Here is a 24,464-nt window from a genome sequence, read left to right on the forward strand (position 1 = left end):
TAAGGCCGCGTCTCCGCCCCGCGAGATCGCCCACCGGGCTGAGACCGGGCCCGCGGGAGTGCTAAGGGGGACCAGAGAGAGAGACCGGAGAAGGACCGGGAGATCGCCGTCCTGCTGGTGTCTGCACCACGGCGAGACCGGGGGCGAGTCCGGACGGTGTAGGCGGGGGCGAGACCGGACGGCGAGTCCGGACGGTGTACGCGGGGGCGAGACCGGACGGCGAGTCCGGACGGTGTACGCGGGGGCGAGACCGGACGGCGAGTCCGGGACGGCACGTCCAGGCGGCGTACGCGGGCGAGGGGCCGCGCCGTGTGCGGGGTCCGGCGCCGGAAGCCGTGCGGGGCTGTCACCGGCGGCCGTTACGCTCGCACGCATGGCTCTCAAGACGACCGCAGAAGCGCCGCTGCCCGTCGGCGAGGTGTCGCGGCTCATCGGCGGCTGGATCGACCGGCTCGGGGCCGTATGGGTCGAGGGGCAGATCACCCAGCTGTCGCGACGGCCCGGGGCCGGGGTGGTGTTTCTGTCGCTGCGCGATCCCTCGTACGACATCTCAGTGAGCGTCACCTGCTATCGCCAGGTCTTCGACGCGGTCGCGGACGTCGTGTCCGAGGGGGCGCGTGTCGTCGTGTACGCCAAGCCGGAGTGGTATGCGCCGCGGGGGCAGCTCTCGCTGCGGGCGGCCGAGATAAGGCCGGTGGGCGTCGGGGAGCTGCTCGTCCGGCTGGAGCAGCTCAAGCGGGCGCTCGGGGCGGAGGGGCTGTTCGCCGCCGAGCGAAAGCGGCCGCTGCCGTTTCTGCCGCACCGGGTGGGGCTCGTCTGCGGCCGGGCTTCGGCCGCGGAGCGCGACGTGCTGGAGAACGCGCGGCACCGCTGGCCGCACGTCCGCTTCGAGGTGCGCAATGTGGCCGTGCAGGGCGTGCACGCGGTCGCGCAGGTCGTCCAGGCGGTCAAGGAACTGGACGAGCACCCGGACGTCGACGTGATCGTCGTCGCGCGCGGCGGCGGCAGCGTGGAGGACCTGCTGCCGTTCTCGGACGAGCAGCTGGTCCGCGCGGTCTTCGCGTGCCGTACGCCCGTGGTGTCCGCGATCGGGCACGAGCCCGACTCCCCGCTGCTCGACCTGGTGGCCGACCTGCGCGCCTCCACCCCCACGGACGCCGCCAAGAAGGTCGTCCCGGACGTCGGCGAGGAGCTGGACCGGGTGGGGGCCCTCAGGGACCGTGCGCTGCGCTGTGTGCGTGCGCTGCTCGACCGGGAGGAGCGTGGGCTCGCCCATGCCCTGGCCCGGCCGTCGATGGAGCATCCGCACCGGATGGCGGACGAGCGGGCGGCGGAGGTCGAGGCGCTCGTGGCGCGCGGCCGCCGGGTGTTCGGGCATCTGCTGGACCGGGCGGAGTCCGAGCTGTCGCACACCCGCGCACGCGTGGTGTCGCTGTCGCCCGCCGCGACGCTCCAGCGGGGCTACGCGGTGCTCCAGCGTGCGGACGGGGCCGTCGTGCGCTCCCCGGACGACGTCTCGGCGGACGAGGCGCTGCGGGCGCGCGTCAGCGAGGGGGAGTTCACGGTGCGGGTCACCGAGTGAGCAGCGCACACAGGGCGACGGAACACAGGGACGTACGGACATAGGGTGGATCACATGACTGCCAAGACCGACGACGCGGCCGTTCTCGGCTACGAGCAGGCGCGGGACGAGCTGATCGAGGTCGTACGCCGGCTGGAGGCGGGCGGCACGACGCTGGAGGAGTCGCTCGCCCTCTGGGAGCGAGGCGAGGAGCTGGCCAAGGTCTGCAGGCACTGGCTGGAGGGCGCCCGCGCCCGGCTGGACGCCGCTCTCGCCCGGGAGGAGCCGGGCGAGCGGGACGAGGAGGGCGGCAAGGGCAGGAAGGGCGGGAAGGGCGCACAGAACGAAGAGGGCTGATCGGGCGGCCGGCGTGAAGCGGATCACCGGACACAGGGTTTAGTTGAAAGTTCACCTAACTCGGCGTACGGTGAGGCCGTCACCCGATGACGCTTTACTTGTTTACGTCCGGAAGGCCCCTGAATGTCCCTCGTTCTTGACCCCACCGCCCAGGACCTCCTCTTCCGCGAGGCCCGCACCGCCAACGCCTTCACCGAGGAGCCGGTGACCGAGGAGCAGGTGCAGGCGATCTACGACCTGATCAAGTACGGCCCGACCGCCTTCAACCAGACCCCGCTGCGCATCGTCCTCGTCCGCTCCGAGGAGGCCCGCGAGCGGCTCGCCCCGCTGATGGCGGAGGGCAACCGCGCGAAGACCTCCGCCGCGCCGCTGGTCGCGATCCTCGCCGCGGACAACGAGTTCCACGAGGAGCTGCCCGCCCTCTTCCCGCACTTCCCGCAGGCCAAGGACTTCTTCACCGAACGCCCCGTGCGCGAGCGCGCCGCCGGTTTCAACGCCGCGCTGCAGGCCGCGTACTTCATCGTGGGCGTCCGCGCCGCGGGCCTCGCGGCCGGCCCGATGACCGGCTTCGACTTCGCGGGCGTCCAGAAGGAGTTCCTGGACGGCGACCACTCCCCGCTGATGATCGTCAACATCGGCCGGCCCGCCGAGGGCGCCTCCTCCCCGCGCTCCCCGCGTCTGGCCTACGACGAAGTCATCACGACCGTCTGAGCCCCGCCGCGTACGCATCGAGCCCCACCGAGCCCACCCAGCCCCGGGAGCCTCCGCCTCGGGAGGACTTCCCGGGAGGTCCTCCTCAGGAAGTCTTGAGCGCGGCGGCCATCTCCGCCAGCCGCTCCAGCGGCGCGGTGCCCGTGACCACGGTCGTCGTGCCGTTCTCCAGGCGCACCAGCGCGTCGTACTTGGGACCTTCCCACTGCTTCCAGGTCTGCCCGGCCACCTGCTGCGTCCTGCCGGTGTCCGCAGCGCCGTGGGTGATCTCCTCGAGGTACTTCTCGGCGGGCGCCGTGGACTGCTCGACCGCGACGTACTCCCTGTCCGGATCCAGGAAGCCGAGGTGCCAGGCGCTGCCCTCCGCCCCCTTGTACGTCACCGAGGTCGGCTTCCACTCCTGTGCCAGGCCCTCCGGCGCGGCCACCGGGTACGGGGCGGCACGCCGTGCCGTGGCCAGCTCCACGCGGTAGTCGACCGGCTTGATGGGGTCGGCCGTGTCGTCGTGCGGGATGAACAGGTAGATGCCGCCCGCGCAGGCGCTGATCAACGCCATCGAGAGAACCATGTCCCGCACCGTCTTGATGCCTCGCTTGCCTGCCACGCGCCCTATGGTCGCATCACGCCCGGGGCGCTCAGACTCGAGGGGGTCCGCTCAAACGTAGGGCCCTCTGCTCAATTTATCGACCTACCGATAGAGTCACAGCACCCTCTCATCCGGCCGTCGTCGTACAGAAAGGTGCGCTCCGATGACCGAGCACCACTTGCCGTCCCAGCTCGAGGTCTCCCCCGAAGCCCCCGACCGCAACCTCGCCCTGGAACTCGTCCGGGTGACGGAGGCCGCCGCGATGGCCGCCGGCCGCTGGGTCGGCCGCGGCGAGAAGAACGGTGCGGACGGCGCAGCCGTCAAAGCCATGCGGACGCTCGTCCACACCGTATCGATGAACGGCGTAGTCGTCATCGGCGAGGGTGAGAAGGACGAGGCCCCGATGCTCTACAACGGTGAGCGCATCGGCGACGGCACCGGAGCCGAGTGCGACATCGCCGTCGACCCGATCGACGGCACCACCCTGACGGCCAAGGGCATGCCCAACGCCATCGCGGTCCTGGCCGCCGCGGACCGCGGCACCATGTTCGACCCGTCCGCGGTCTTCTACATGGACAAGCTGGTCACCGGTCCCGAGGCGGCGGACTTTGTCGACATCAACGCGCCGGTTTCGGTGAACATCCGCCGTGTCGCCAAGGCGAAGCACTCCGCGCCGGAGGACGTGACCGTGGTGGTCCTGGACCGGCCCCGCCACGAGGGCATCGTCAAGGAGATCCGCGAGACGGGGGCCCGGATCAAGTTCATCTCGGACGGCGACGTCGCCGGTTCGATCATGGCGGTCAAGGAGGGCACAGGCGTCGACCTGCTCCTCGGCATCGGCGGCACGCCGGAGGGCATCATCTCCGCCTGCGCGATCAAGTGCCTCGGCGGCACGATCCAGGGCAAGTTGTGGCCGAAGGACGACGACGAGCGGCAGCGCGCGGTCGACGCGGGTCATGACCTGGACCGCGTGCTGCACACCGACGACCTGGTCAGCGGCGACAACGTGTTCTTCGTCGCGACCGGCATCACGGACGGCGAGCTGCTGCGGGGCGTGCGCTACCGGGCGGAGACGGCGACCACGCAGTCCCTGGTCATGCGCTCCAAGTCGGGCACGATCCGGCAGATCGACTCGACGCACCGGCTGTCGAAGCTGCGCGCATACAGCGCCATCGACTTCGACCGCGCGCAGTAGTCAGACGCAGCGGACGCAGGGGCACAAGGCGCGAGACGTCAGGGCACAAGACGCAAGGCGCAGAAGACACGAGGGCACAAAGAAAGGGGCGCCCCGTCTACGGCGGGCGCCCCGTCCCTCAGGCGGCGGCGGACTTCTTCAACTCCACCTCGCGCCGCCTGCGCCGCGCCAGGACCACACGGCGCTCGGCCGCGGTGAGCCCGCCCCACACCCCGTACGGCTCCGGCTGGAGCAGCGCGTGCTCCCTGCACTCGACCATCACGGGACAGCGTGCGCAGACACGTTTCGCAGCCTCCTCGCGGGACAGCCGTGCGGCGGTCGGCTCCTTCGACGGCGCGAAGAACAGTCCGGCCTCGTCCCGGCGGCACACCGCCTCAGCGTGCCAGGGACCGGCCTGATCTTCCCGCGCCGGAATTCGCTGCGACGGAACGGCGGCTACCTGCAGGGACTGATGCGGCAGTTGCAGCACGGTCTACTCCTGACGACGGCTTCGCGAGCGAGAGAGACGATGCAGCAGTCCCTACCCGCTGTACGCGGCCCTATGCACTGAGTGGCACTGAGTTCCGATGTACGGAATTGCATACAGGCGCACAAGGCTGAAAAGCACTCCGGCGCGGGGCCGTCGGCAGGGTGTCAGCGAAGGTGTTTGCGCAGGCGGTCATGGAGGTCGGCGATACGGCGGCCACGCTTGGGCTTCGCCTCCACATTGCCGAAAACCGCATACCCGTTGACGGCGACGACCGGGGCTTCCGGGTCCTGCGCCTCCAGGCTGACGACCTCGAAATTGCCGCAGAAGCCGGAGCCCGTACCGCGCAGCGTGATGTTCTCCGGGACACGGACCTCGATGTTCCCGAAGACGGACCCCGCGTCGATCACCGTCAGGCGCTGCTCGAAGAGCGCCTCGGTGAGGTCGATCTCGATGTTGCCGAAGAGGGAGAAGGCCTTCAGTCTGCGGTTGACGCGCCAGCGCCCCTTTCGGGTGTTGCTGGAGAAGACGGCGACCAGGCTCTCCGCGGGGCGGGCGTCGGCCCCGGCGTCCGCCCCCTCGCCCGGGAAGCGGTACGGGTCCGGGGCCTTCCGGCCCGGCGGCGGCGCGGGAAGGTCCCGTACGAGGGGTTCGAGCTCGCCGACGGTCTTGGCCCGGTAGACCGCGTCGATGCGCTCCGCGTGCTCCTCGGCGTCCAGCCGGCCCTCGGCCAGCGCCTCCCGGAGGATGTCGGCGGTCCGGTCCCGGTCGGCGTCCGAGGCGCGCAGGGCGGGCGCGGTCCGGGACTTGGCGTCATGCTTCTCGAGGTCCACGGGCCCAGCGTAGCGAAACGCGATAGATCGCGACAGGGCACACGACGGCCTGCCGCAACTGAGCCCTACCTCACAGAATCGCCCCTGGCCCCTCGCCCTACGCTTGAGGACGCGCCGCCAAAGGAGGCCGCGCCGCCGTCTGCCGAGTGAGGAATGGCCGTAATGCCGGAGTTTGCGTACACCGATCTGCTCCCCGTCGGAGACGACACCACGCCCTACCGCCTGGTGACGTCCGAGGGTGTCTCCACCGTCGAGGCCGACGGCCGTACGTTCCTCAAGGTCGAGCCGGAGGCGCTGCGCAAGCTCGCCGCCGAGGCGATCCACGACATCCAGCACTATCTGCGCCCTGCGCACCTGGCCCAGCTCCGGCGCATCATCGACGACCCGGAGGCGTCGTCGAACGACAGGTTCGTCGCCCTGGACCTGCTGAAGAACGCGAACATCGCGGCCGCGGGCGTGCTGCCCATGTGCCAGGACACCGGCACGGCGATCGTGATGGGCAAGCGCGGCCAGAACGTGCTGACCGGGGGACGGGACGAGGAAGCCCTCTCGCGCGGCATCTACGACGCCTACACCAAGCTGAATCTGCGCTACTCGCAGATGGCGCCGCTGACCATGTGGGAGGAGAAGAACACCGGCTCGAACCTCCCCGCGCAGATCGAGCTGTACGCGACCGACGGCGGCGCGTACAAGTTCCTCTTCATGGCCAAGGGCGGCGGCTCCGCCAACAAGTCCTTCCTCTACCAGGAGACGAAGGCCGTGCTCAATGAGGCGAGCATGATGAAGTTCCTGGAGGAGAAGATCCGGTCGCTGGGCACCGCCGCGTGCCCGCCGTACCACCTGGCGGTCGTCGTGGGCGGCACCTCCGCCGAGTACGCGCTCAAGACCGCGAAGTACGCCTCCGCCCACTACCTCGACGAGCTGCCCGACGAGGGCTCCGCCCTCGGCCACGGCTTCCGCGACAAGGAGCTGGAGGAGAAGGTCTTTGAACTGACGCAGAAGATCGGCATCGGCGCGCAGTTCGGCGGCAAGTACTTCTGCCACGACGTGCGCGTGGTGCGGCTGCCGCGGCACGGCGCGTCCTGCCCGGTCGCCATCGCCGTGTCCTGCTCCGCCGACCGGCAGGCCGTCGCGAAGATCACGGCGGAGGGCGTGTTCCTGGAGCAGCTGGAGACGGACCCGGCGCGGTTCCTGCCGGAGACGACGGACGAACACCTCGACGAGTCCGGGGACGTCGTCAAGATCGACCTGAACCAGCCGATGGACGACATCCTCGCCGAGCTGACCAGGTACCCGGTCAAGACCCGGCTCTCGCTGACCGGGCCGCTGGTCGTGGCGCGCGACATCGCGCACGCCAAGATCAAGGAGCGGCTGGACGCGGGCGAGGAGATGCCGCAGTACCTCAAGGACCACCCGGTGTACTACGCGGGCCCGGCCAAGACGCCCGAAGGCTATGCGTCCGGGTCCTTCGGGCCGACGACCGCCGGGCGGATGGACTCGTACGTGGAGCAGTTCCAGGCGGCGGGCGGCTCCAAGGTGATGCTGGCGAAGGGCAACCGGAGCAAGCAGGTCACCGACGCGTGCGGTGCGCACGGCGGCTTCTACCTGGGGTCCATCGGCGGGCCGGCGGCGCGGCTGGCGCAGGACTGCATCAAGAAGGTCGAGGTCGTCGAGTACGAGGAGCTCGGCATGGAGGCGGTGTGGAAGATCGAGGTGGAGGACTTCCCGGCGTTCATCGTCGTCGACGACAAGGGCAACGACTTCTTCCAGAACCCGGCGCCCGCGCCGACGTTCACGTCGATTCCGGTGCGGGGGCCGGGTCTGGCCTGACGGGCGCGGCGGGGAGGGCGGGGCTGTTCTGCCCCGCTCCCCCGAACCGGGGCTCCGCCCCGAACCCCATGCGAGGGGGCTCCGCCCCCGACCCCCGCGCCCCGAACGCCGGCGAGGCTGGATTGTTCCGGAATGAGCCAGACCCCCTGCGGGGCGCAGCCCCGCAGGGGGTCTGGGGGCGGAGCCCCCGGTCACGGAAAGGGGGCGGGGATGGGAGAAGGCACGTCCCTACACGAGGCGCTGCCGCGCCGAGCCGTCGCAGCGCTGGAGCCGCACCGGCTCACCCACCCCGGCGACCGTCGCGCACAGCCCGGTCGCGGATGTCGGACGCAGGGTGCCCGCGTCGCGTACGAAGCGCTGGTTCGCGCCGCCGTGGCAGTCCCACACGATCAGCCGGGCGCCCGCGCGGTAGTCGCCGCCGGGGACGTCGAGGCAGCGGTCCTGGCTGAGTTCGGTGTGCAGGTAGTCGCGCTTCGGATCGTGCCACCAGTTCTGGTTGCGGCCCCCGTGGCAGCCCCAGCCCAGCACGCGCGTGTCGTTGCGGCTGACCGCGCCCTCCACGTCCAGGCAGGCGCCGCTCGCCTCGGCCCTGAGGGGCTTGAAGGCGTCGTCCCAGGCGAAGGGGTACAGCGCGGGCTTCCCGCTCGATGCCACGTCCGCGCAGCTCGCCTCGCTCAGGCCGGAGTCGTAGAGCTGGGTGAGGCAGGAGGCGAAGGCGGCGTGTCCGCGCGCGTTGGGGTGGAAGGACTGGCGGACGGAGTTGGAGTCCGGCGGGAACGGGTTGGTGAGGTCGATGTAGAGCCCTCGCGCCCAGGTGTTCTGGTAGCACACCTCATGCCCGTGGAAGAGGCGTGAGTTGTCCAGGTAGACCGCCCCGGTCGACTGCGCGACCTTGCGCATGCCGCGTTCGAACGCCGGTACCGCCGTGTTGCGGCCCCACACGGTGTCGGAGTCGTATCCCATGCCGCCGCAGAACAGCTTGCCGATGAAGTGGGGGTTGTCGCGGAAGTCGGGCCCGATGGGGCTCGGGTAGCCCATCACCACCAGCTTGTAGTCGCCGTCCGCGTATCCGGCGTCCCGCATCACGGTGCGCAGGTCGCGCACCGTCTGCTCGACCTTGGGGACGAGGCCGTCGACGCGGGCCTGCCAGCCGGGGGCGTACTTCGGCTCACAGGGGCCCTGGAACAGGATGTAGCGGGTGACGCAGTCGGTCATCACCGGGCCGAACCGCAGATCGTCGTTGGCCCCGGCGACCAGCAGCACCATCTTGATGCGGGTGTTGCGGGCCTTGATCGCGAGGTTGTCGCTCTGGATGAGTTCGTCGGCGTACTGCTTGCTGCCGCCGATGCGGATGTTGCCGGTGTACGCGCCGGAGCAGGAGACGTTGTACGTCACATCGGCGGCGATGCCGGTGCGGTGGATGGCGGCCTCGGGTGACCGGTGGCACCAGTTGTCGGGGCCGTTGGTGCCGGGTTCGTAGGTGCCGACGCCTTCACCGGATATCTCGCTGTCGCCGAGCGAGATCAGTCCGGTCTTGCGTGCGGCGAGCGGGCGTTCCTCGGGGCTGCCGTAGAGCTCGACGGCCTCTGCCGCCCGGATCGACTCCAGTTCGGGTGGGAGCGGTGCGGAGGCGGTCGCCGCGGCGGCAGGGGACGGGGGAGCGGCCGCGGCGGGGGCTGCTCCCGCCAGTGTGCCGAGCCCGAGGGCTGCCGCCAGCGCTGCGGCGGTCGCCGCCGTACGCCGAAGTCTGTGTCTGGTGCGCGCCATTGCGCCTCCCCGGTTTGTGGTTGCCACCGGTATTTACTGGCGGGTAGCGCAGTTGGGAATAGATAGAACAAGACAAGTGCTCATCTTTTTCAGGAGGGATGATCCTGATGACCGATGCGAGCGAGTACCGGACAGAGCACGACTCCATGGGGGAGGTCCGCGTCCCCGCCCATGCCAAATGGCGTGCGCAGACGCAGCGGGCCGTGGAGAACTTCCCCGTCTCCGGGCAGCGGCTGGAGCGGGCCCATATCGAGGCGCTGGGCCGGATCAAGGCGGCGGCCGCTCTGGTCAACGCCGAGCTGGGAGTCCTTGACAAGGAGATGGCCCGTGCCGTCGCGGACGCGGCCGGAGAGGTCGCCGAGGGCCGCTGGGACGAGCACTTTCCGGTCGACGTCTTCCAGACCGGCTCCGGCACGTCCTCCAACATGAACGCCAACGAGGTCATCGCCACGCTCGCCACCGAGCGGCTCGGCGGCCGGAGCGTCCACCCCAACGACCACGTCAACGCGTCGCAGTCGTCGAACGACGTCTTCCCCTCCTCCATCCACATCGCGGCGACCGCCGCGGTGACCCGCGACCTGATCCCCGCGCTGGAGCATCTGGCGGCCTCCCTGACCCGCAAGTCCGATGAGTTCTCCGACGTGGTCAAGGCCGGCCGCACGCATCTGATGGACGCCACACCCGTGACGCTCGGCCAGGAGTTCGCCGGCTATGCGGCGCAGATCCGCCACGGCGTCGAGCGGCTCACCGCCTCCCTCCCCCGGCTGGCCGAACTCCCTCTGGGCGGCACGGCGGTCGGCACCGGCATCAACACCCCGCCCGGGTTCTCCGCCGCCGTCATCGCCGAGGTCGCCCGCACCACCGGGCTGCCGCTGACCGAGGCCCGCGACCACTTCGAGGCGCAGGGCGCACGCGACGGGCTGGTGGAGACCTCCGGGCAGCTCCGGACCGTCGCGGTCTCCCTCACCAAGATCGCCAACGATCTGCGCTGGATGGCCAGCGGCCCCCGCACCGGCCTCGCGGAGATCGATCTGCCGGATCTGCAGCCCGGCTCCTCGATCATGCCCGGCAAGGTCAACCCGGTGGTGCCGGAGGCGGTGCTGATGGTCGCCGCCCAGGTCATGGGGAACGACACCACGGTCGCGACGGCAGGAGCGTCGGGGAACTTCGAGCTGAACGTGATGCTTCCGGTCCTCGCCAAGAACCTGCTGGAGTCCGTCCGGCTCCTCGCGAACGCGTCCCGGCTGCTCGCCGACCGCACGGTCGACGGCATCACCGCCAATGCGGAACGGGCCCGCGAGTACGCCGAGTCCTCCCCGTCCGTGGTCACCCCGCTGAACAGGTACATCGGATACGAGGAGGCCGCGAAGGTCGCCAAGAGGGCGCTCGCCGAGCGGAAGACCATCCGCGAGGTCGTCCTGGAGTCCGGCTATGTGGAGCGCGGGGCGCTCACCGTGGAGCAGCTCGACGAGGCGCTGGACGTGCTCCGGATGACCCGGCCCTGACCCTCGGCCATGACACGGCCGTGACCTGCATCGCAGCGTGCCGCTCGATGCCCTCCTAAGATCTGCTCATGACAGGCAGGTCAGACACGGCGGGCCGGGGACGCGCCGTACGCTTCAGCCGCGGGGACAGGATCCTCTGGCGGTACCGCGGCCATGCCCCGGACACGCAGGGCCGCAGCGTCCACATCTGCCGTCCGGTGACCGTCGTCCAGGACACCGACGAGCTGCTCGCGGTGTGGATGGCCCCCGGGACGGAGTGCGTCAAGCCGGTGCTCGCCGACGGCACCCCCGTGCACGAGGAGCCGCTCGCCACCCGCTACACCGCCCCGCGCACCGTCACCCGGGCGCGCTGGTTCGGCACGGGCGTGCTCAAGCTGGCCAGCCCCGGGCAGCCGTGGTCGGTGTGGCTGTTCTGGGAGCGCGGCTGGCAGTTCCGCAGCTGGTACGTCAACCTCGAGGAGCCGCACACCCGATGGGCGGGCGGCGTCGACTCGGAGGACCATTTCCTCGACATCTCGGTGTACCCGGACCGCAGCTGGATCTGGCGGGACGAGGACGAGTTCGCCCAGGCGCAGCGCGTCGGGCTGATGGACGCGGCCAAGGCGCGCCGGGTGCGGGAGGCGGGCCAGTCGGCCGTCGAGGTGATCCGGGACTGGGGCGCGCCGTTCCGCGACGGCTGGGAGCGCTGGCGTCCCGACCCCGGATGGCAGGTGCCCGAACTGCCCGAGGACTGGGACCGGGTGCCGCCGACGACCCGGATGGCCTCATAGCGCGGACGCCCCGATGCGGGCAGCGCGCCGGCGCGTGTGCGCGTCCTCGGTTTCGCGCGGGTCTCGCTGAAGTGACTGATTCCGGTGCCGGAAGGCGCTCCGGCGCATACCGCCTCGTGAGACTCTTGATGCACCCCCTGGGGGCAAACGTAGGATCGTCGTCCGCAAGGCTGGACAGCTGGCCGACGGCGCCCACGACACCGATCGAACGGGGATCAGACACCACATCAGATACCGATACGCGCATTGAGGACATGCATCAACCGCTGAGCGCGGCACCGAAGCTGACCGTAAGTCATTTCGAGTCACTGAACACGTCGACCACAGGGGGTGGAGCCGTGCCGGATGCCCACCACCCTGTCGCCGCCCCCCACAGAGCGGGTATACCGCCTCACGAGGCGTCTCACGAGGCGAAGGCATCGCACACCCGGCCCAGACGGACGGAATCCCACGCGTGACGGAGCAGCCCACGTCCCACGAAGGCCGGCAGCCCCTGGCTGCCCGCCCGCACGAACGCGCCCGGCCCCGGTCGCAGGCGGCCGGACACGCCGCCGTGCCTGCGCCGGGCGGACCCGCCGGGCCGTCGCAGGACCTGGCCACGGCCGCGCGGCGCGAGGGTGACCGGCTGCGTTTCGTGGGAGCCGCGACCCGCCGCATCGCGCGCGGGATCGATCTGGACGAGATCGTGCTGGGGCTGTGCCGGGCCACGGTGCCGACGTTCTCCGACGCGATCCTCGTCTATCTCCGCGACCCGCTGCCGGTCGGCGACGAACGGCCGGTGTCGCCGTTCGTGCTGCGGCTGCGCCGCACTGACCGGCTGCGTTTAGCGGAGGAGGACGGCGATCTCACCGTCGCCGGGGCGGCGGCCTCCGCCGATCCCCAGATTGACCTGAATCCGACGGCCGAACTGTGCCAGGTCCGCTCCGGCGGGGCCCTCTCGGAGGTGCTGCGCGGGGTGCGGCCGGTCTTCGGCGACTCCGCGGCGGCGCGCGCCGCGCTGCCGGAGCTCCTCGGCGACGGCCGGAGCGTGCCCGGCGGCCACCGGGCCATACTCGCCCCGCTGCGCGGCCGCCGTCGTGTCATCGGCGCCGCCGTCTTTCTGCGCAGGCCCGACCGGCCGGCCTTTGAACCCAACGATCTGCTGGTCGCCGCGCAGCTCGCCACGCACACGGCTCTCGGCATCGACAAGGCCGTGCTGTACGGACGCGAGGCGTACATCGCGGACGAGCTGCAGCGCACCATGCTCCCCGAGGGGCTGCCGCAGCCCACGGGCGTACGGCTGGCCTCCCGCTATCTGCCGGCCGCCGAGACCGCGCGGGTCGGCGGGGACTGGTACGACGCGATCCCGCTGCCCGGCAGCCGGGTAGCGCTGGTCGTGGGCGATGTGATGGGCCACTCCATGACCTCCGCCGCGATCATGGGCCAGCTGCGCACCACCGCGCAGACCCTCGCCCAGCTCGACCTGCCGCCGCAGGAGGTGCTCCACCACCTGGACGAGCAGGCCCAGCGGCTGGGCACGGACCGGATGGCGACCTGTATGTACGCGGTGTACGACCCGGTCTCGCACCGCATCACCATCGCCAATGCCGGGCATCCGCCGCCGGTGCTGCTGCATCTGGGCGGGCGGGCCGAGGTGCTGCGGGTGCCGCCGGGCGCGCCGATCGGCGTGGGCGGGGTGGACTTCGAGGCCGTGGAGCTGGACGCCCCGGCGGGTGCGACCCTCCTGCTCTACACGGACGGCCTGGTCGAGTCGCGGCTGCGGGACGTGTGGACGGGCATCGAGCAGCTGCGGGAGCGGCTTGCGGCGACCGCCCAGCTCACCGGCCCGGACCACTCGCCGCCGCTGGAGGCGCTCTGCGACGACGTGCTGGACATGCTCGGGCCGGGCGACCGGGACGACGACATCGCGCTGCTGGCCGCCCGCTTCGACGGGATCGCGCCGAGTGATGTGGCGTACTGGTTTCTGGAGCCGGAGGACGCGGCGCCGAGCCGGGCTCGCCGGCTGGCCCGCCGGGCGCTCGCCCGATGGGGTCTGGAAGATCTGTCGGAGTCGGTGGAGCTGCTGGTCAGCGAGGTGGTCACCAACGCCGTGCGCTATGCGTCACGGCCGGTGACGCTGCGGCTGCTGCGTACGGATGTGCTGCGCTGCGAGGTCGGCGACGACTCCCCGCAGCTGCCCCGGCAGCGCCGGGCGCGGGACACGGACGAGGGCGGCCGGGGGCTGTTCCTGGTGAACCGGCTGGCCAGACGGTGGGGAGCCACCCGGCTTTCGACCGGCAAGGTCGTCTGGTTCGAACTTACTTCGCGCGGGTAGAAGGGCGGGGCGCGAAAGGAGTCGGCCAGCGGCGGACGGGGGCCAGAACTGGACCCCGTCCAAATGTTGCCGCCGTCAGGTCTGAGGAGTTCACTGGGGGGCGCGGGAGGCCTCACCCCAAGCCCCTCAACCGACGGGAGGACGCTCGTGACCGAGTCAGCCCCCACGACTCCGTACACGACGAACAACGCCGGCATCCCCGTGGAGAGCGATGAGCACTCGCTCACCATCGGCTCCGACGGCCCGATCCTGCTCCAGGACCACTATCTGATCGAGAAGATGGCCCAGTTCAACCGGGAACGGGTGCCGGAGCGGGTGGTGCACGCCAAGGGTGCGGGCGCATACGGAGTCTTCCAAGTGACGAACGACGTCAGTCAGTTCACCAAGGCGGATCTGCTCCAGCCCGGCAAACGCACCGAGATGCTGGCACGCTTCTCGACGGTCGCCGGCGAGCAGGGCTCCCCCGACACCTGGCGCGACCCGCGCGGCTTCGCGCTGAAGTTCTACACCGAACACGGCAACTACGACCTGGTGGGCAACAACACCCCCATCTTCTTCGTCCGCGACCCCAGCAAGTTCCAGGACTTCATCCGCTCGCAGAAGCGCCGCCCGGACAGCGGGCTGCGCGACAACGACATGCAGTGGGACTTCTGGACGCTGTCCCCGGAGTCGGCGCACATGGTGACCTGGCTGATGGGCGACCGCGGCATCCCCAAGACCTATCGCCATATGAACGGCTACAGCTCCCATACCTATATGTGGGTCAACGGCGGCGGCGAGAGGTTCTGGGTGAAGTACCACATCAAGACCGACCAGGGCATCGGCTTCCTCACCCAGGCCGAGGCCGATGAGCTGGCCGGGAGCGACGCGGACGTCCACCGCCGCGATCTGCACCAGGCGATCGAGTCCGGCAACGCACCGAGCTGGACGATGTATGTGCAGGTCATGGCGTTCGAGGACGCCCCGGACTACCGCTTCAACCCGTTCGACCTGACCAAGGTGTGGCCGCACGGCGACTACCCGCTGATCGAGGTCGGGCGGATGACGCTCGACAAGAACCCGGAGGACTACTTCATCCATATCGAGCAGGCGGCCTTCGAGCCCTCGAACCTGGTGCCGGGCATCGGCCCGTCACCGGACAAGATGCTGCTCGGCCGGCTCTTCTCGTACCCGGACACCCACCGGTACCGGATCGGCCCGAACTACGCCCAGCTGCCGCCGAACCGGGCGCGCTCGCAGATCAACTCGTACGCCAAGGACGGCCCGATGCGCTATGAGCCGGCCAACGCCGCACGGCCGTACGCGCCCAATTCCTACGGCGGGCCGGACGCGGACACAGCGGCCTTCGGCGACCCGGCGGGCTGGGCCGCCGCGGGCGAGATGGTGCGCGAGGCGTACAAGCCGCACCGCGAGGACGACGACTGGGGCCAGCCGGGCACGATGGTCCGCCAGGTGCTGGACGACGCCGCCCGCGACCGGCTGGTGTCGAACGTCAGCGGGCATCTGAAGGCGGGCGTCTCCCGGCCGGTGCTGGACCGTGCGCTGCAGTACTGGCGCAATATCGACAAGGAGATCGGCGACCGGATCGCCAAGGAGGTCAACGGCAGCTGAGGCCGCCGGGGCGCGCAATGCACGCGCGTGTGCCCGCCGCCCGGGAACAGGGCGGCGGGCACACGCATGGAATCACGGCCGGCGGCGGTGACAGCCTGCGGCTTCACCGCATACGGCTCACGGTCTGCGGCGGTCGCGGCCCGCCCGGTGACAGCCTGCCAGGCACGGCCTGCGGGGGTCACGCCCCCGCCGGTGACATCCCGCGGCAGTCACGCCCCCGCCGTGACATCCCGCGGCAGTCACGCCCGCGCCGTGACATCCCGCGGCGGTCACGGCCTGCTGGGCCGCTCTCCGTCGGGGAGGGTGCCGTCGTCCGGATCGCCCGTCCCGGACTCCGTCGGCGCCGGCTCGGTGGGCCCCGTCGGCCGCGGGTCCGGCTTCTGCGTCTCGGTGTCCGTGGGCGAGGGGTCCGGGCCCGGCTCGGTGGTCTGCGTGTGCGTCGGCTTGGGATCCGGGTCCGGCTCCGGCTCCTGCGTCTCCTCCTCGGTCCGGCTGGGCGTGGCATCCGGCTCGGGTTCCTGCGACTCCTCCTGCGTCCAGGTCGGGGACGGAAGTGCGGTCGCGATGTCGGCGAGTTCAAGATCGAACTTCTCGTTCGAGTCTCCGCCCAGCGCGCTGCGCGTGTAGTCGGCCCAGATCTTGGCGGGGAAGCCGCTGCCGCTTGCGCGCCCGGAGTTGGCGGTGCCGGTGAGCGTCACCTGGCCGCCGCCCTCGGTCGGCTTCTCGCCGAACAGCGCGACGACGGTCGTCAGCTCCGGGGTGTAGCCCGCGAACCAGGCGGCGTTGTTGTTCTCCGAGGTTCCGGTCTTGCCGGCCGCCTGGTACGCGCTCGACCTGGCGTTGAAGCCGGAGCCGTTGTCCACCACGCCCTTGAGCACGGAGGTGACGGTGTCCGCGGACTCCCGGCTGATCACCTGGCGGCCGATCGGATCGTCGAACTCGACGGTGCGGTCCTTGCGCTCCGCGGAGGCGACGATCGCCGGGGTGACCTTCTTGCCGTGGTTGTCGAGGGTGGCGTACACCCCGGCCATGTCCCAGGTGGAGGCGTTCATGCTGCCGAGCGCCGTCGACGGCCTCACCGGGTAGTTCTTGTCCGGGACGCCGAGCTTGAGCGCCGTCTCCTTCACCTTGTCGAGGCCGACGTCCACGGCCATCTGCGCATAGGCGGAGTTGATCGAGCTGTCCGTGGCCTTCTGCACGGTGACCGGGCCGTAGCTCCTGCCGTCCTGGTTCTGCGGCGCGTACGGGGTGTCGCTGCCGACGACCGGGCGCTTGCTGGTGCCGTCGTAGATGGTCTTGGGGCCGATCGGGCGGCCGTCCTGCGTCTTGGAGCCGTGCTCCAGGGCCGCGGCGAAGACCAGGGGCTTGAAGGTGGACGCCGGGGTGTAGTCCTGGCGGGTGGCGTTGGAGACCCAGTGCTTGGTGGCGTCCACGCCCCCGTACAGGGCGACGACCTTCCCGGTCTTCGGGTCGACGGAGGTGGCGCCGGCCTGCACGGTCGCGTCGGTCTTGTTGCCCTTGCGGTCCAGCTCGCTCTCCAACTGGTCGCCGACCGCCTGCTCCAGCGCCTTCTGCCGCTTGGGGTCGATGTTCAGCGTGATGGACCAGCCGCCCGCCCTGAGCTCCTGGTCGCTCACGCCCTGCTCGCGCAGTTCGCGGTTGGCGGCCTCGACGATATAGCCGGTCTGGCCCTCCATGCCGGGGGCGGGCTTGGGCTCCTTGGGCGTGGGGAACTTCATCCCGGCTCGCTTGGACTGGTCGAGCCAGCCCTCCTCGACCATGTTGTTCAGCGTGTAGTTCCAGCGCTCGGTGACCAGCTTCTTGCCGGTCTCGCCGGCGACGGCCCAGTCGTACTGGCTCGGGGCCTGGAGCAGTGAGGCGAGGTACGCGCCCTGCTCGACGTTCAGCTCGGAGACGTCGACCCCGTAGTAGGCCTGGGCCGCGGCCTGGATGCCGTAGGCGTTGCGGCCGAAGTAACTGGTGTTCAGATACCCGGCCAGGATGTCGCTCTTCTCCTTGCGCTGGTCGACCTTGAGCGAGATCACCAGTTCCTTGAGCTTGCGGCTGACCGTCTGGTCCTGGTTCAGGTAGTAGTTCTTGACGTACTGCTGGGTGATGGTGGAGCCGCCCTGCTTGCCCTTGCCGGTGAGGGTGTTGAGCACTCCGCGGGCCGTGCCCTTGAAGTCGACTCCCGAGTCCTTCCAGAAGGTCTTGTTCTCGGCGGCGACGAAGGCGTTCTGGACGTCCTTGGGCACCTTCTCAAGACCGACGATCTCCCGGTTGACCTCGCCGTCGCGGGCGAGGACGGTGCCGTCGGCGTATTTGTACGTGTTGCTCTGCAGCTCCGCCTGGGCGTTCGCCTCCGGAACCGGCACCAGCAGGTAGATCACATACAGCGCGCCCATCCCGAGCAGGGCCAGGGTGAAGAACGCGCCCAGCACCTTCCGCCAGGTGAAGAAGCGCCGTATGCCGGTGGGCTCGGCTTTCGTGGCCCGGCGCGGCGAGCGCTTCCGGGCGGCTGGTCGCGCTTCGGCTCGGCCCATCGGTGGTTCGCTCCGCTCTCTGTTGTGCCGTTCTGTCGGGAATCAGCTAGGCAAGCTAACACTGCTTCCTGGGACAAAGGCTCATCGATCCGTCTTTTCCGTGCGTGAGGTTCAGCACCCCACTGAGGCGCCCCCCAACAGATCCGACTCCCGGGAGGTGCGCAGGGTTGCGAGATGGATTAATCTGCTAGCAGTTAGATCTCACAACGCTAAATGGGACCAGAAGCACCGACACGGGGAGTGACCATGACTGCTGTCACCGGCGACACGGCCGACAGGGCCATAGGCGCGGAAGTCAGGGGTGAGGGACCGGAGATGCCCCGGCCGCGGGTGAGCGAGTTCCCGGCACGCAGCATCGGCGGCGGTCTCGCGCTGCTGCTCGGACTCGTGGGAGTGCTGGCGGCCGCGGGCCTGATCGCCCTGGGTGCGACCGCGGACCCGGCCGGCGTCAAAACCGCCCTGATCTGCGGCGGTGTGGTGATCGCCATCGCCGCGCTGCTCGCGATGAGCGGGCTGAACATGGTCGCGCCCGGCGAGGCGCGGGTGGTGCAGCTCTTCGGCCGCTACCGGGGCACGATCCGCACGGACGGCCTGCGCTGGGTCAACCCGCTCACCACACGGGAGAAGATCTCAACCCGGGTGCGGAACCACGAGACCGCGGTGCTGAAGGTCAACGACGCGTACGGAAACCCGATCGAGCTGGCCGCGGTGGTCGTATGGAAGGTCGAGGACACCGCACAGGCGATGTTCGAGGTGGACGACTTCCTGGAGTTCGTCTCCACTCAGACCGAGGCGGCGGTCCGGCACATCGCCATCGAGTACCCCTACGACGCCCATGACGAGGACGGCCTGTCACTGCGCGGCAACGCCGAGGAGATCACCGAGAAGCTCGCACTGGAACTGCACGCGCGGGTCGAGGCGGCCGGCGTGCACATCATCGAGTCCCGCTTCACACACCTCGCGTACGCACCGGAGATCGCGTCCGCGATGCTCCAGCGCCAGCAGGCGGGCGCGGTGGTCGCCGCGCGGCGGCAGATCGTGGACGGCGCGGTCGGCATGGTCGAGCAGGCGCTGGCCCGCATCCAGGAGGAGGACATCGTGGAGCTTGACCCGGAGCGCAAGGCCGCGATGGTGTCGAACCTGATGGTGGTGCTGTGCGGGGACCGGTCCGCGCAGCCCGTGCTGAACACGGGCACGCTGTACCAGTGAGCGGCGCCGAGCGGAAACAGGTGCTGTTGCGGCTGGATCCGGCGGTGCACGAGGCGCTGGCGCGATGGGCGTCGGACGAGCTGCGCAGCGCGAACGCGCAGATCGAGTTCCTCCTGCGGAGGGCGCTGGCGGAGGCGGGCCGTCTGCCGGATGCGGCGGGCCCGCTGCCGAGGCGCGGCCGCCCGCCCAAGCCGCGGCCCCCTGAATGACGGGGGCCGTCGCCCCCGCCGCCCCCGGACCGGAGCTCGCGCCGCCCCCTTTTCCGGACCCGCGCCGAAGGCGCGGGTCCGGTCGTTTGTGCTGGTGGGGGACTTCGCCCCGCACGCCCCACACGGCGGCTTCGCGCCGCGGCACGAGGCCGTGACCGGTCGCAGGGCCGTCCCCGGCCCCACCAAGCAGCCTCGGCCGCCCCGGAACCAAGCCGGAACCCGCCGCAGAACCGTCCCCGACCCAGCAGGCGGCCGGTCTGCCGTGACACCCGGCCGTACACACGGAGGAGCCGCCGACGGCAGGCGACCGGCCACGGGAGAACCCGCCCCCGGCCGCCGAGTTGTACGGGTGGCCGCGGAAGGGGAACGGCGGCCCGCCGCCAGGCGGGGCGCACCCGGCCACCGGGCCGCGCGGACCCCGGACCCGGCCGCCGGCATCGCACCGCGCACCGCGCCGCGCTGCTATGCACCGCACGTATACACCTCATGTATACACACCATGTACAGTGGCTCGTATGTCCATTGGTCACACACTGCTCGGGCTCCTCGAGTCCGGCCCCCGCCACGGCTACGACCTCAAGCGGGCCTTCGACGAGAAATTCGGCCACGACCGGCCGCTGCACTACGGGCAGGTCTACTCGACGATGTCCCGGCTGCTCAAGAACGGCCTCGTCGAGGTCGACGGGGTAGAGACCGGCGGCGGACCGGAGCGGAAGCGGTACGCCATCACCGACGCCGGGGTCACCGACGTCGAGCGGTGGCTGACGCAGCCGGAGAAGCCGGAGCCGTATCTCCAGTCCACGCTGTACACCAAGGTCGTGCTCGCACTGCTCACCGGCCGCAGCGCGGCCGACCTCCTGGACTCGCAGCGCGCGGAGCATCTGCGCCTGATGCGCGTCCTCACCGACCGCAAGCGCCGCGGCGACCTCGCCGACCAGCTCATCTGCGACCACGCGCTGTTCCACCTGGAGGCGGATCTGCGCTGGCTGGAGCTGACCGGCGCACGGCTCACCCAGTTGGCCGGCGAGGTGCGCGCATGACCCCCGCCGGCTCCCTTCTCATCGCATCCGGGCTGTGCAAGGCGTACGGCCCGACGACCGCCCTGGACGGGGCGGACTTCTCCATACACCCCGGCGAGGTCGTCGCCGTCATGGGCCCGTCCGGTTCGGGCAAGTCGACTCTGCTGCACTGTCTGGCCGGGATCGTGACGCCCGACACGGGCACGATCACCTACGACGGCCGCGTCCTGTCGGCCATGAGCGACGCGGAGCGCAGCGCCCTGCGCCGTACGGACTTCGGCTTCGTCTTCCAGTTCGGCCAGCTGGTGCCCGAGCTGACCTGCGTGGAGAACGTCGCCCTCCCGCTCCGCCTGGCGGGCGTCAAGCGCAGGGAGGCCGAGCGGGCCGCCCTGGGCTGGATGGAGCGCCTGGAGGTCGACGGTCTGCGGGCCAAGCGCCCCGGCGAGGTCTCCGGCGGCCAGGGCCAGCGGGTCGCCGTGGCCCGCTCCCTGGTCACCCGCCCCCGTGTGCTGTTCGCCGACGAGCCGACCGGCGCGCTGGACTCCCTCAACGGCGAGCGTGTGATGCAACTCTTCACCGAGGCCGCCAGGTCGGCCAACGCCGCCGTGGTGCTGGTCACCCACGAGGCGCGGGTCGCCGCCTACTCGGACCGGGAGATCGTCGTACGCGACGGAAAGTCCCGCGACATGATGCAGGAGCTTCCCGCGTGAACGCCTGGATCCAGGACCTGCGCATGGGTGTCAGGTTCGCGTTCGGCGGCGGCCGTGAGGGCTGGACGCGCACCCTGCTCACCGGTGTCGGCGTCGGTCTCGGCGTGGCGCTGTTGCTGGTCACCACGGCCATCCCCAGCGCCCTCGCCGCCCGGGACGCCCGCGCCGACGCCCGCAGCGAGCACACCGCGCCCCAGGCCGCGCAGCCGGGCCGCGACACCCTGCTGATCGGTGAGGCGGACACCCGCTTCCACGGCGCCGACGTCCACGGCAGGCTGCTCAAGCCGGAGGGCCCGGACGCCCCCGTCCCGCCCGGCCTCACCGCCTTCCCCGGCCCCGGGGAGATGGCCGTGTCGCCTGCGCTGAAGGAACTGCTGGCCTCCTCGGAGAGCGAACTGCTGCGTGAGCGGCTGCCGTACCGGCAGACCGCGGTCATCGGAGACGAGGGGCTGATCGGCCCGGCCGAACTCGCCTACTACGCGGGCAGCGACACGCTCAAGCAGATCGGGGGCAAGGTCCCGCGGGTCACCGGCTTCGACAACTCGGCGGAGCCGGAGCCCCTGGACCCGGTGCTGGCACTGCTGATCGTGTTGGTCTTCACAGCCCTGCTGACGCCCGTCGCGGTCTTCATCGCCGCCGCCGTCCGCTTCGGCGGCGAGCGTCGCGACCGCAGGCTCGCCGCGCTGCGCCTGGTCGGCGCGGACAGCCGGATGACCCGCAGGATCGCCGCGGGCGAGGCGCTCGCCGGCTCGCTGGTCGGGCTCGTCCTCGGCACGGGCTTCTTCCTGGTGGCACGCCAGGCGGCCGGCGCGGTGGACCTGTTCCGCATCAGCGTCTTCCCCGCCGACCTCAACCCCTCACCCGCCCTCGCCGCGCTGGTCGCCCTCGCCGTGCCGGCCGCCGCGGTCGCGGTGACCCTGTTCACCCTGCGCGGCGTGGTGATCGAACCGCTCGGCGTCGTACGCACCGCCAAGTCCGCCCGCCGCAGGGTCTGGTGGCGGCTGCTGCCGCCGCTCGCCGGACTGGCCCTGCTCTACCCCATGACGGGCCGCGGCAACGACGGCGGCGAGTTCAACCAGTGGCAGGTCAGCGCGGGCGTGGTGCTGCTGCTGGTCGGCGTCACCGGGCTGCTGCCCTGGCTGGTCGAGCGGGCCGTCGCGCGGCTGGGCGGCGGCCCGGTCTCCTGGCAGCTCGCGGTCCGCAGACTCCAGCTCAGCAGCGGCACGGCGGCCCGCCTGGTGAACGGCATCGCGGTCGCGGTCGCCGGGGCCATCGCCTTGCAGATGCTGTTCGCCGGGGTCGAGGGCGACTACACCAAGCAGACCGGCCAGGACCCTTCACGGGCGGCGCTGTCCGTGAGGGCCAACACCGGCACCGGCTCGCCGGAGGAGGTGGCCGCCCTCAACCGGCGGATCCGCGAGGCCAAGGGGGTGGCAGAGGTCATCCAGCTCACCACCACCGGCCTGTCCCCCGCCCCCGACAGCCTGGAGGAGACGACTTCCCTGACCATCGGCAGCTGCGCGGCACTGCGCCAGGTGGCGCAGCTGGACTCCTGCGCCGACGGCGACGCCTTCATCCTGCGCGGCGGCTTCGACGACACGAACACCGAAGCGGTCGCCAAGCCCGGCCGGACGCTGTACTCGGGCAATGTGTACGGCACCGAGGACGGACCCCCGCCGGTCGCCTGGACGTTGCCCGCCTCCGCGAAGGAGGCCGTCAGCCGTGAGGACCCCGACGGCACCAAGCGCAACGGCATCGCCGTCACCCCGTCCGCCGCCCCGCAGGGCCTGGGCGACGAGCAGCTCGCCACCCTCTATGTGCGGCTCGACGGCTCGGTGCCGGACGCGCTGGAGCACGTCCGCACGGCGGTGCGCCAAGCGGACCCGCTGCTGAGCCCCTTGGGGCTTCAGGCGACGAAGGAGTCGGAGCGCTTCGCCTCGATCCGCACCGGCCTGTACGTCGGGGCCGCCTGCGTCCTGCTGCTGATCGGCGCGAGTCTGCTGGTCTCCCAGCTGGAGCAGTTGCGCGAGCGCAAGAAGCTGCTGTCCGCGCTGGTGGCGTTCGGCACCCGGCGCTCCACGCTCAGCCTGTCGGTGCTGTGGCAGACGGCGGTTCCGGTGGCGCTGGGCCTCGCCCTGTCCACCGCCGTCGGGCTGGCCCTGGGCGCGATGCTGCTGCGGATGGCGTACGCCCCGGTGGTGATCGACTGGGTGTCCGTCGCCTCCATGGCCGGGATCGGCATCGCCGTCGTGCTGGCGGTGACGGCGCTCAGTCTGCCGCCGCTGCTGCGTCTGATGCGGCCGGAGGGGCTTCGTACGGAGTGAGGACGCGCACCGGGAGGGCCCTCATCGCCTCCCGCAGCGCCCTGGCGAACGCCTCGAACTCGCCCTGGCGTGCCGCTCCCGCGCGGCACGCCAGGGCGATGCGCCGTGCGGGGGCGGGCTCTGCGAAGTACCCCGTCTGCAGCCGGCCGGACCGGGCGGTCTCCACTTCGACGGCGGTGCGCGGCAGCAGCGTCACCCCGAGCCCGCCCGCGACGAGCTGCACCAGCGTGGACAGCCCGGCGGCCGTGGTGGTGACGGCCGCCCCTTCGGTGCGGCCCGCCTCCCGGCACACGTCGAGGGCCTGGTCGCGCAGGCAGTGGCCTTCGTCGAGCAGCAGCAGGTCCAGCTCCTTGAGGGCGTCGCGCGGGATGTCGGCGCGCCCGCCCAGCCAGTGGTCCTGCCCGGTGACCAGCACGAAGTCCTCTTCGAAGAGGGGAAGTTCGGTGACGGTCGGCACACCGAGCGGCACGGCCAGCAGCAGCAGATCGAGCCGTCCGCCCGCAAGGCCGTCCAGCAGGGACGCCGTCTGCTCCTCGTGGACCTGGATGTCCAGCTCCGGATAGGCCTCGTGGACGAGCCGCAGCACCGTGGGCAGCAGATACGGGGCAACGGTGGGGATCACTCCGAGCCGCAGGACCCCGGTGAACGGGGCTCGTACGGCCTCGGCCTCCTCCAGCAGATCGCCGACGGCGTCGAGGACGGCCTTGGCCCGCACCGCGAGCCGCTCCCCCGCAGGGGACAGCAGCACCTTGCGCGTCGTACGCTCCAGCAGCTGGACGCCCAGCGCCTCCTCCAGCGCCGACACGGCCCCGGACAGCGCGGGCTGGCTCATCCCGATCGCGGCGGCCGCGTCCCGGAAGTGCAGATGCTCCGCCACCGCCGCGAAGGCGCGCAGCTGTGCGAGGCTCGGCTGCTTGCCCCTGTTTGTCACCACCACTGATAAG

Annotated in this window: 20 protein-coding genes; 14 read left to right on the forward strand and 6 right to left on the reverse strand. The window is 71.0% G+C overall.

Translation table 11 applies throughout. The annotated features are described in order from the left end of the window. Positions 1 to 373 precede the first annotated feature (373 nt). From xseA to QCN29_RS27195, 3 genes are all read left to right on the forward strand, one after another. A complete protein-coding gene (gene xseA, locus QCN29_RS27185; protein WP_240139294.1) occupies positions 374 to 1,582 on the forward strand; it encodes an exodeoxyribonuclease VII large subunit in 1,209 nt (402 codons plus the stop codon). 54 nt (positions 1,583 to 1,636) lie between these two features. Then, positions 1,637 to 1,918, forward strand: a complete 282-nt coding sequence (locus QCN29_RS27190) for an exodeoxyribonuclease VII small subunit (RefSeq protein WP_279931451.1) — start codon at positions 1,637 to 1,639, stop codon at positions 1,916 to 1,918. A gap of 123 nt (positions 1,919 to 2,041) precedes the next feature. Further along, positions 2,042 to 2,629 (forward strand): malonic semialdehyde reductase, encoded by a 588-nt coding sequence (locus tag QCN29_RS27195; protein WP_279931452.1) that lies wholly within the window; start codon positions 2,042 to 2,044, stop codon positions 2,627 to 2,629. 85 nt (positions 2,630 to 2,714) lie between these two features. Here QCN29_RS27195 and QCN29_RS27200 read toward each other — a convergent pair whose 3' ends face one another. Continuing rightward, positions 2,715 to 3,233, reverse strand: coding sequence for a DUF4245 domain-containing protein (locus tag QCN29_RS27200; protein WP_279931453.1), 519 nt, complete (start codon positions 3,231 to 3,233; stop codon positions 2,715 to 2,717). Between the two features lie 145 nt (positions 3,234 to 3,378). Between QCN29_RS27200 and glpX the strand changes: the two genes are divergently transcribed. Then, a complete protein-coding gene (gene glpX, locus QCN29_RS27205) occupies positions 3,379 to 4,410 on the forward strand; it encodes a class II fructose-bisphosphatase (RefSeq protein WP_279931454.1) in 1,032 nt (343 codons plus the stop codon). Between the two features lie 118 nt (positions 4,411 to 4,528). Here glpX and QCN29_RS27210 read toward each other — a convergent pair whose 3' ends face one another. Together QCN29_RS27210 and QCN29_RS27215 are read right to left on the reverse strand one after the other, a co-directional pair. Next, positions 4,529 to 4,879 (reverse strand): WhiB family transcriptional regulator, encoded by a 351-nt coding sequence (locus QCN29_RS27210; RefSeq protein WP_240139299.1) that lies wholly within the window; start codon positions 4,877 to 4,879, stop codon positions 4,529 to 4,531. Between the two features lie 164 nt (positions 4,880 to 5,043). Then, positions 5,044 to 5,709, reverse strand: coding sequence for a DUF1707 SHOCT-like domain-containing protein (locus QCN29_RS27215; protein WP_279931455.1), 666 nt, complete (start codon positions 5,707 to 5,709; stop codon positions 5,044 to 5,046). A 162-nt stretch (positions 5,710 to 5,871) separates the two neighbouring features. On the opposite strand from QCN29_RS27215, the gene QCN29_RS27220 reads away from it, so the two are divergent. Then, the gene (locus QCN29_RS27220; RefSeq protein WP_279931456.1) at positions 5,872 to 7,539 is read left to right on the forward strand and encodes a fumarate hydratase; all 1,668 of its coding nucleotides are present in this window, start codon (positions 5,872 to 5,874) and stop codon (positions 7,537 to 7,539) included. Positions 7,540 to 7,767: 228 nt separating this feature from the next. Here the strand turns inward: QCN29_RS27220 and QCN29_RS27225 are convergent, their stop codons facing one another. Continuing rightward, on the reverse strand, positions 7,768 to 9,306 hold the full coding sequence (locus QCN29_RS27225) for a ricin-type beta-trefoil lectin domain protein (RefSeq protein WP_279931457.1): 1,539 nt from the start codon (positions 9,304 to 9,306) through the stop codon (positions 7,768 to 7,770). 107 nt (positions 9,307 to 9,413) lie between these two features. Between QCN29_RS27225 and QCN29_RS27230 the strand changes: the two genes are divergently transcribed. The 4 genes from QCN29_RS27230 (at position 9,414) to QCN29_RS27245 (ending at position 15,506) form a co-directional block, all read left to right on the forward strand. Continuing rightward, on the forward strand, positions 9,414 to 10,811 hold the full coding sequence (locus tag QCN29_RS27230) for a class II fumarate hydratase (RefSeq protein ID WP_279931458.1): 1,398 nt from the start codon (positions 9,414 to 9,416) through the stop codon (positions 10,809 to 10,811). 68 nt (positions 10,812 to 10,879) lie between these two features. Next, a complete protein-coding gene (gene fomD, locus QCN29_RS27235) occupies positions 10,880 to 11,581 on the forward strand; it encodes a cytidylyl-2-hydroxypropylphosphonate hydrolase (protein WP_240139309.1) in 702 nt (233 codons plus the stop codon). A gap of 454 nt (positions 11,582 to 12,035) precedes the next feature. Continuing rightward, positions 12,036 to 13,895 (forward strand): SpoIIE family protein phosphatase, encoded by a 1,860-nt coding sequence (locus tag QCN29_RS27240; protein ID WP_279931460.1) that lies wholly within the window; start codon positions 12,036 to 12,038, stop codon positions 13,893 to 13,895. A gap of 147 nt (positions 13,896 to 14,042) precedes the next feature. Beyond that, positions 14,043 to 15,506 (forward strand): catalase, encoded by a 1,464-nt coding sequence (locus QCN29_RS27245; protein WP_279931461.1) that lies wholly within the window; start codon positions 14,043 to 14,045, stop codon positions 15,504 to 15,506. 269 nt (positions 15,507 to 15,775) lie between these two features. Here the strand turns inward: QCN29_RS27245 and QCN29_RS27250 are convergent, their stop codons facing one another. Next, positions 15,776 to 18,049, reverse strand: coding sequence for a transglycosylase domain-containing protein (locus QCN29_RS27250; RefSeq protein ID WP_279931462.1), 2,274 nt, complete (start codon positions 18,047 to 18,049; stop codon positions 15,776 to 15,778). 315 nt (positions 18,050 to 18,364) lie between these two features. Between QCN29_RS27250 and QCN29_RS27255 the strand changes: the two genes are divergently transcribed. The 5 genes from QCN29_RS27255 (at position 18,365) to QCN29_RS27275 (ending at position 23,520) form a co-directional block, all read left to right on the forward strand. Continuing rightward, complete coding sequence (locus QCN29_RS27255) at positions 18,365 to 19,258, forward strand: SPFH domain-containing protein (RefSeq protein ID WP_279931484.1); 894 nt, start codon at positions 18,365 to 18,367, stop codon at positions 19,256 to 19,258. Further along, positions 19,255 to 19,467, forward strand: a complete 213-nt coding sequence (locus QCN29_RS27260) for a hypothetical protein (protein WP_279931463.1) — start codon at positions 19,255 to 19,257, stop codon at positions 19,465 to 19,467. The genes QCN29_RS27255 and QCN29_RS27260 overlap by 4 nt, the downstream gene beginning before the upstream one ends. Before the next feature lie 515 nt (positions 19,468 to 19,982). Next, positions 19,983 to 20,507 carry a PadR family transcriptional regulator gene (locus QCN29_RS27265; RefSeq protein ID WP_279931464.1) on the forward strand — a complete coding sequence of 175 codons (525 nt, stop codon included), beginning with the start codon at positions 19,983 to 19,985 and terminating at the stop codon, positions 20,505 to 20,507. Further along, complete coding sequence (locus tag QCN29_RS27270) at positions 20,504 to 21,196, forward strand: ABC transporter ATP-binding protein (protein WP_279931466.1); 693 nt, start codon at positions 20,504 to 20,506, stop codon at positions 21,194 to 21,196. Before QCN29_RS27265 ends, QCN29_RS27270 begins: the two co-directional genes overlap by 4 nt. A gap of 23 nt (positions 21,197 to 21,219) precedes the next feature. Then, positions 21,220 to 23,520 (forward strand): ABC transporter permease, encoded by a 2,301-nt coding sequence (locus QCN29_RS27275; RefSeq protein WP_279931486.1) that lies wholly within the window; start codon positions 21,220 to 21,222, stop codon positions 23,518 to 23,520. On the opposite strand, the gene QCN29_RS27280 is transcribed toward QCN29_RS27275, so the two are convergent. After that, positions 23,465 to 24,454 carry a LysR substrate-binding domain-containing protein gene (locus tag QCN29_RS27280; RefSeq protein WP_398860060.1) on the reverse strand — a complete coding sequence of 330 codons (990 nt, stop codon included), beginning with the start codon at positions 24,452 to 24,454 and terminating at the stop codon, positions 23,465 to 23,467. The genes QCN29_RS27275 and QCN29_RS27280 overlap by 56 nt on opposite strands. Positions 24,455 to 24,464 lie beyond the last annotated feature (10 nt).

The organism is Streptomyces chengmaiensis (assembly GCF_029846775.1).
GTDB classification, from domain to species: Bacteria; Actinomycetota; Actinomycetes; order Streptomycetales; family Streptomycetaceae; genus Streptomyces; species Streptomyces chengmaiensis.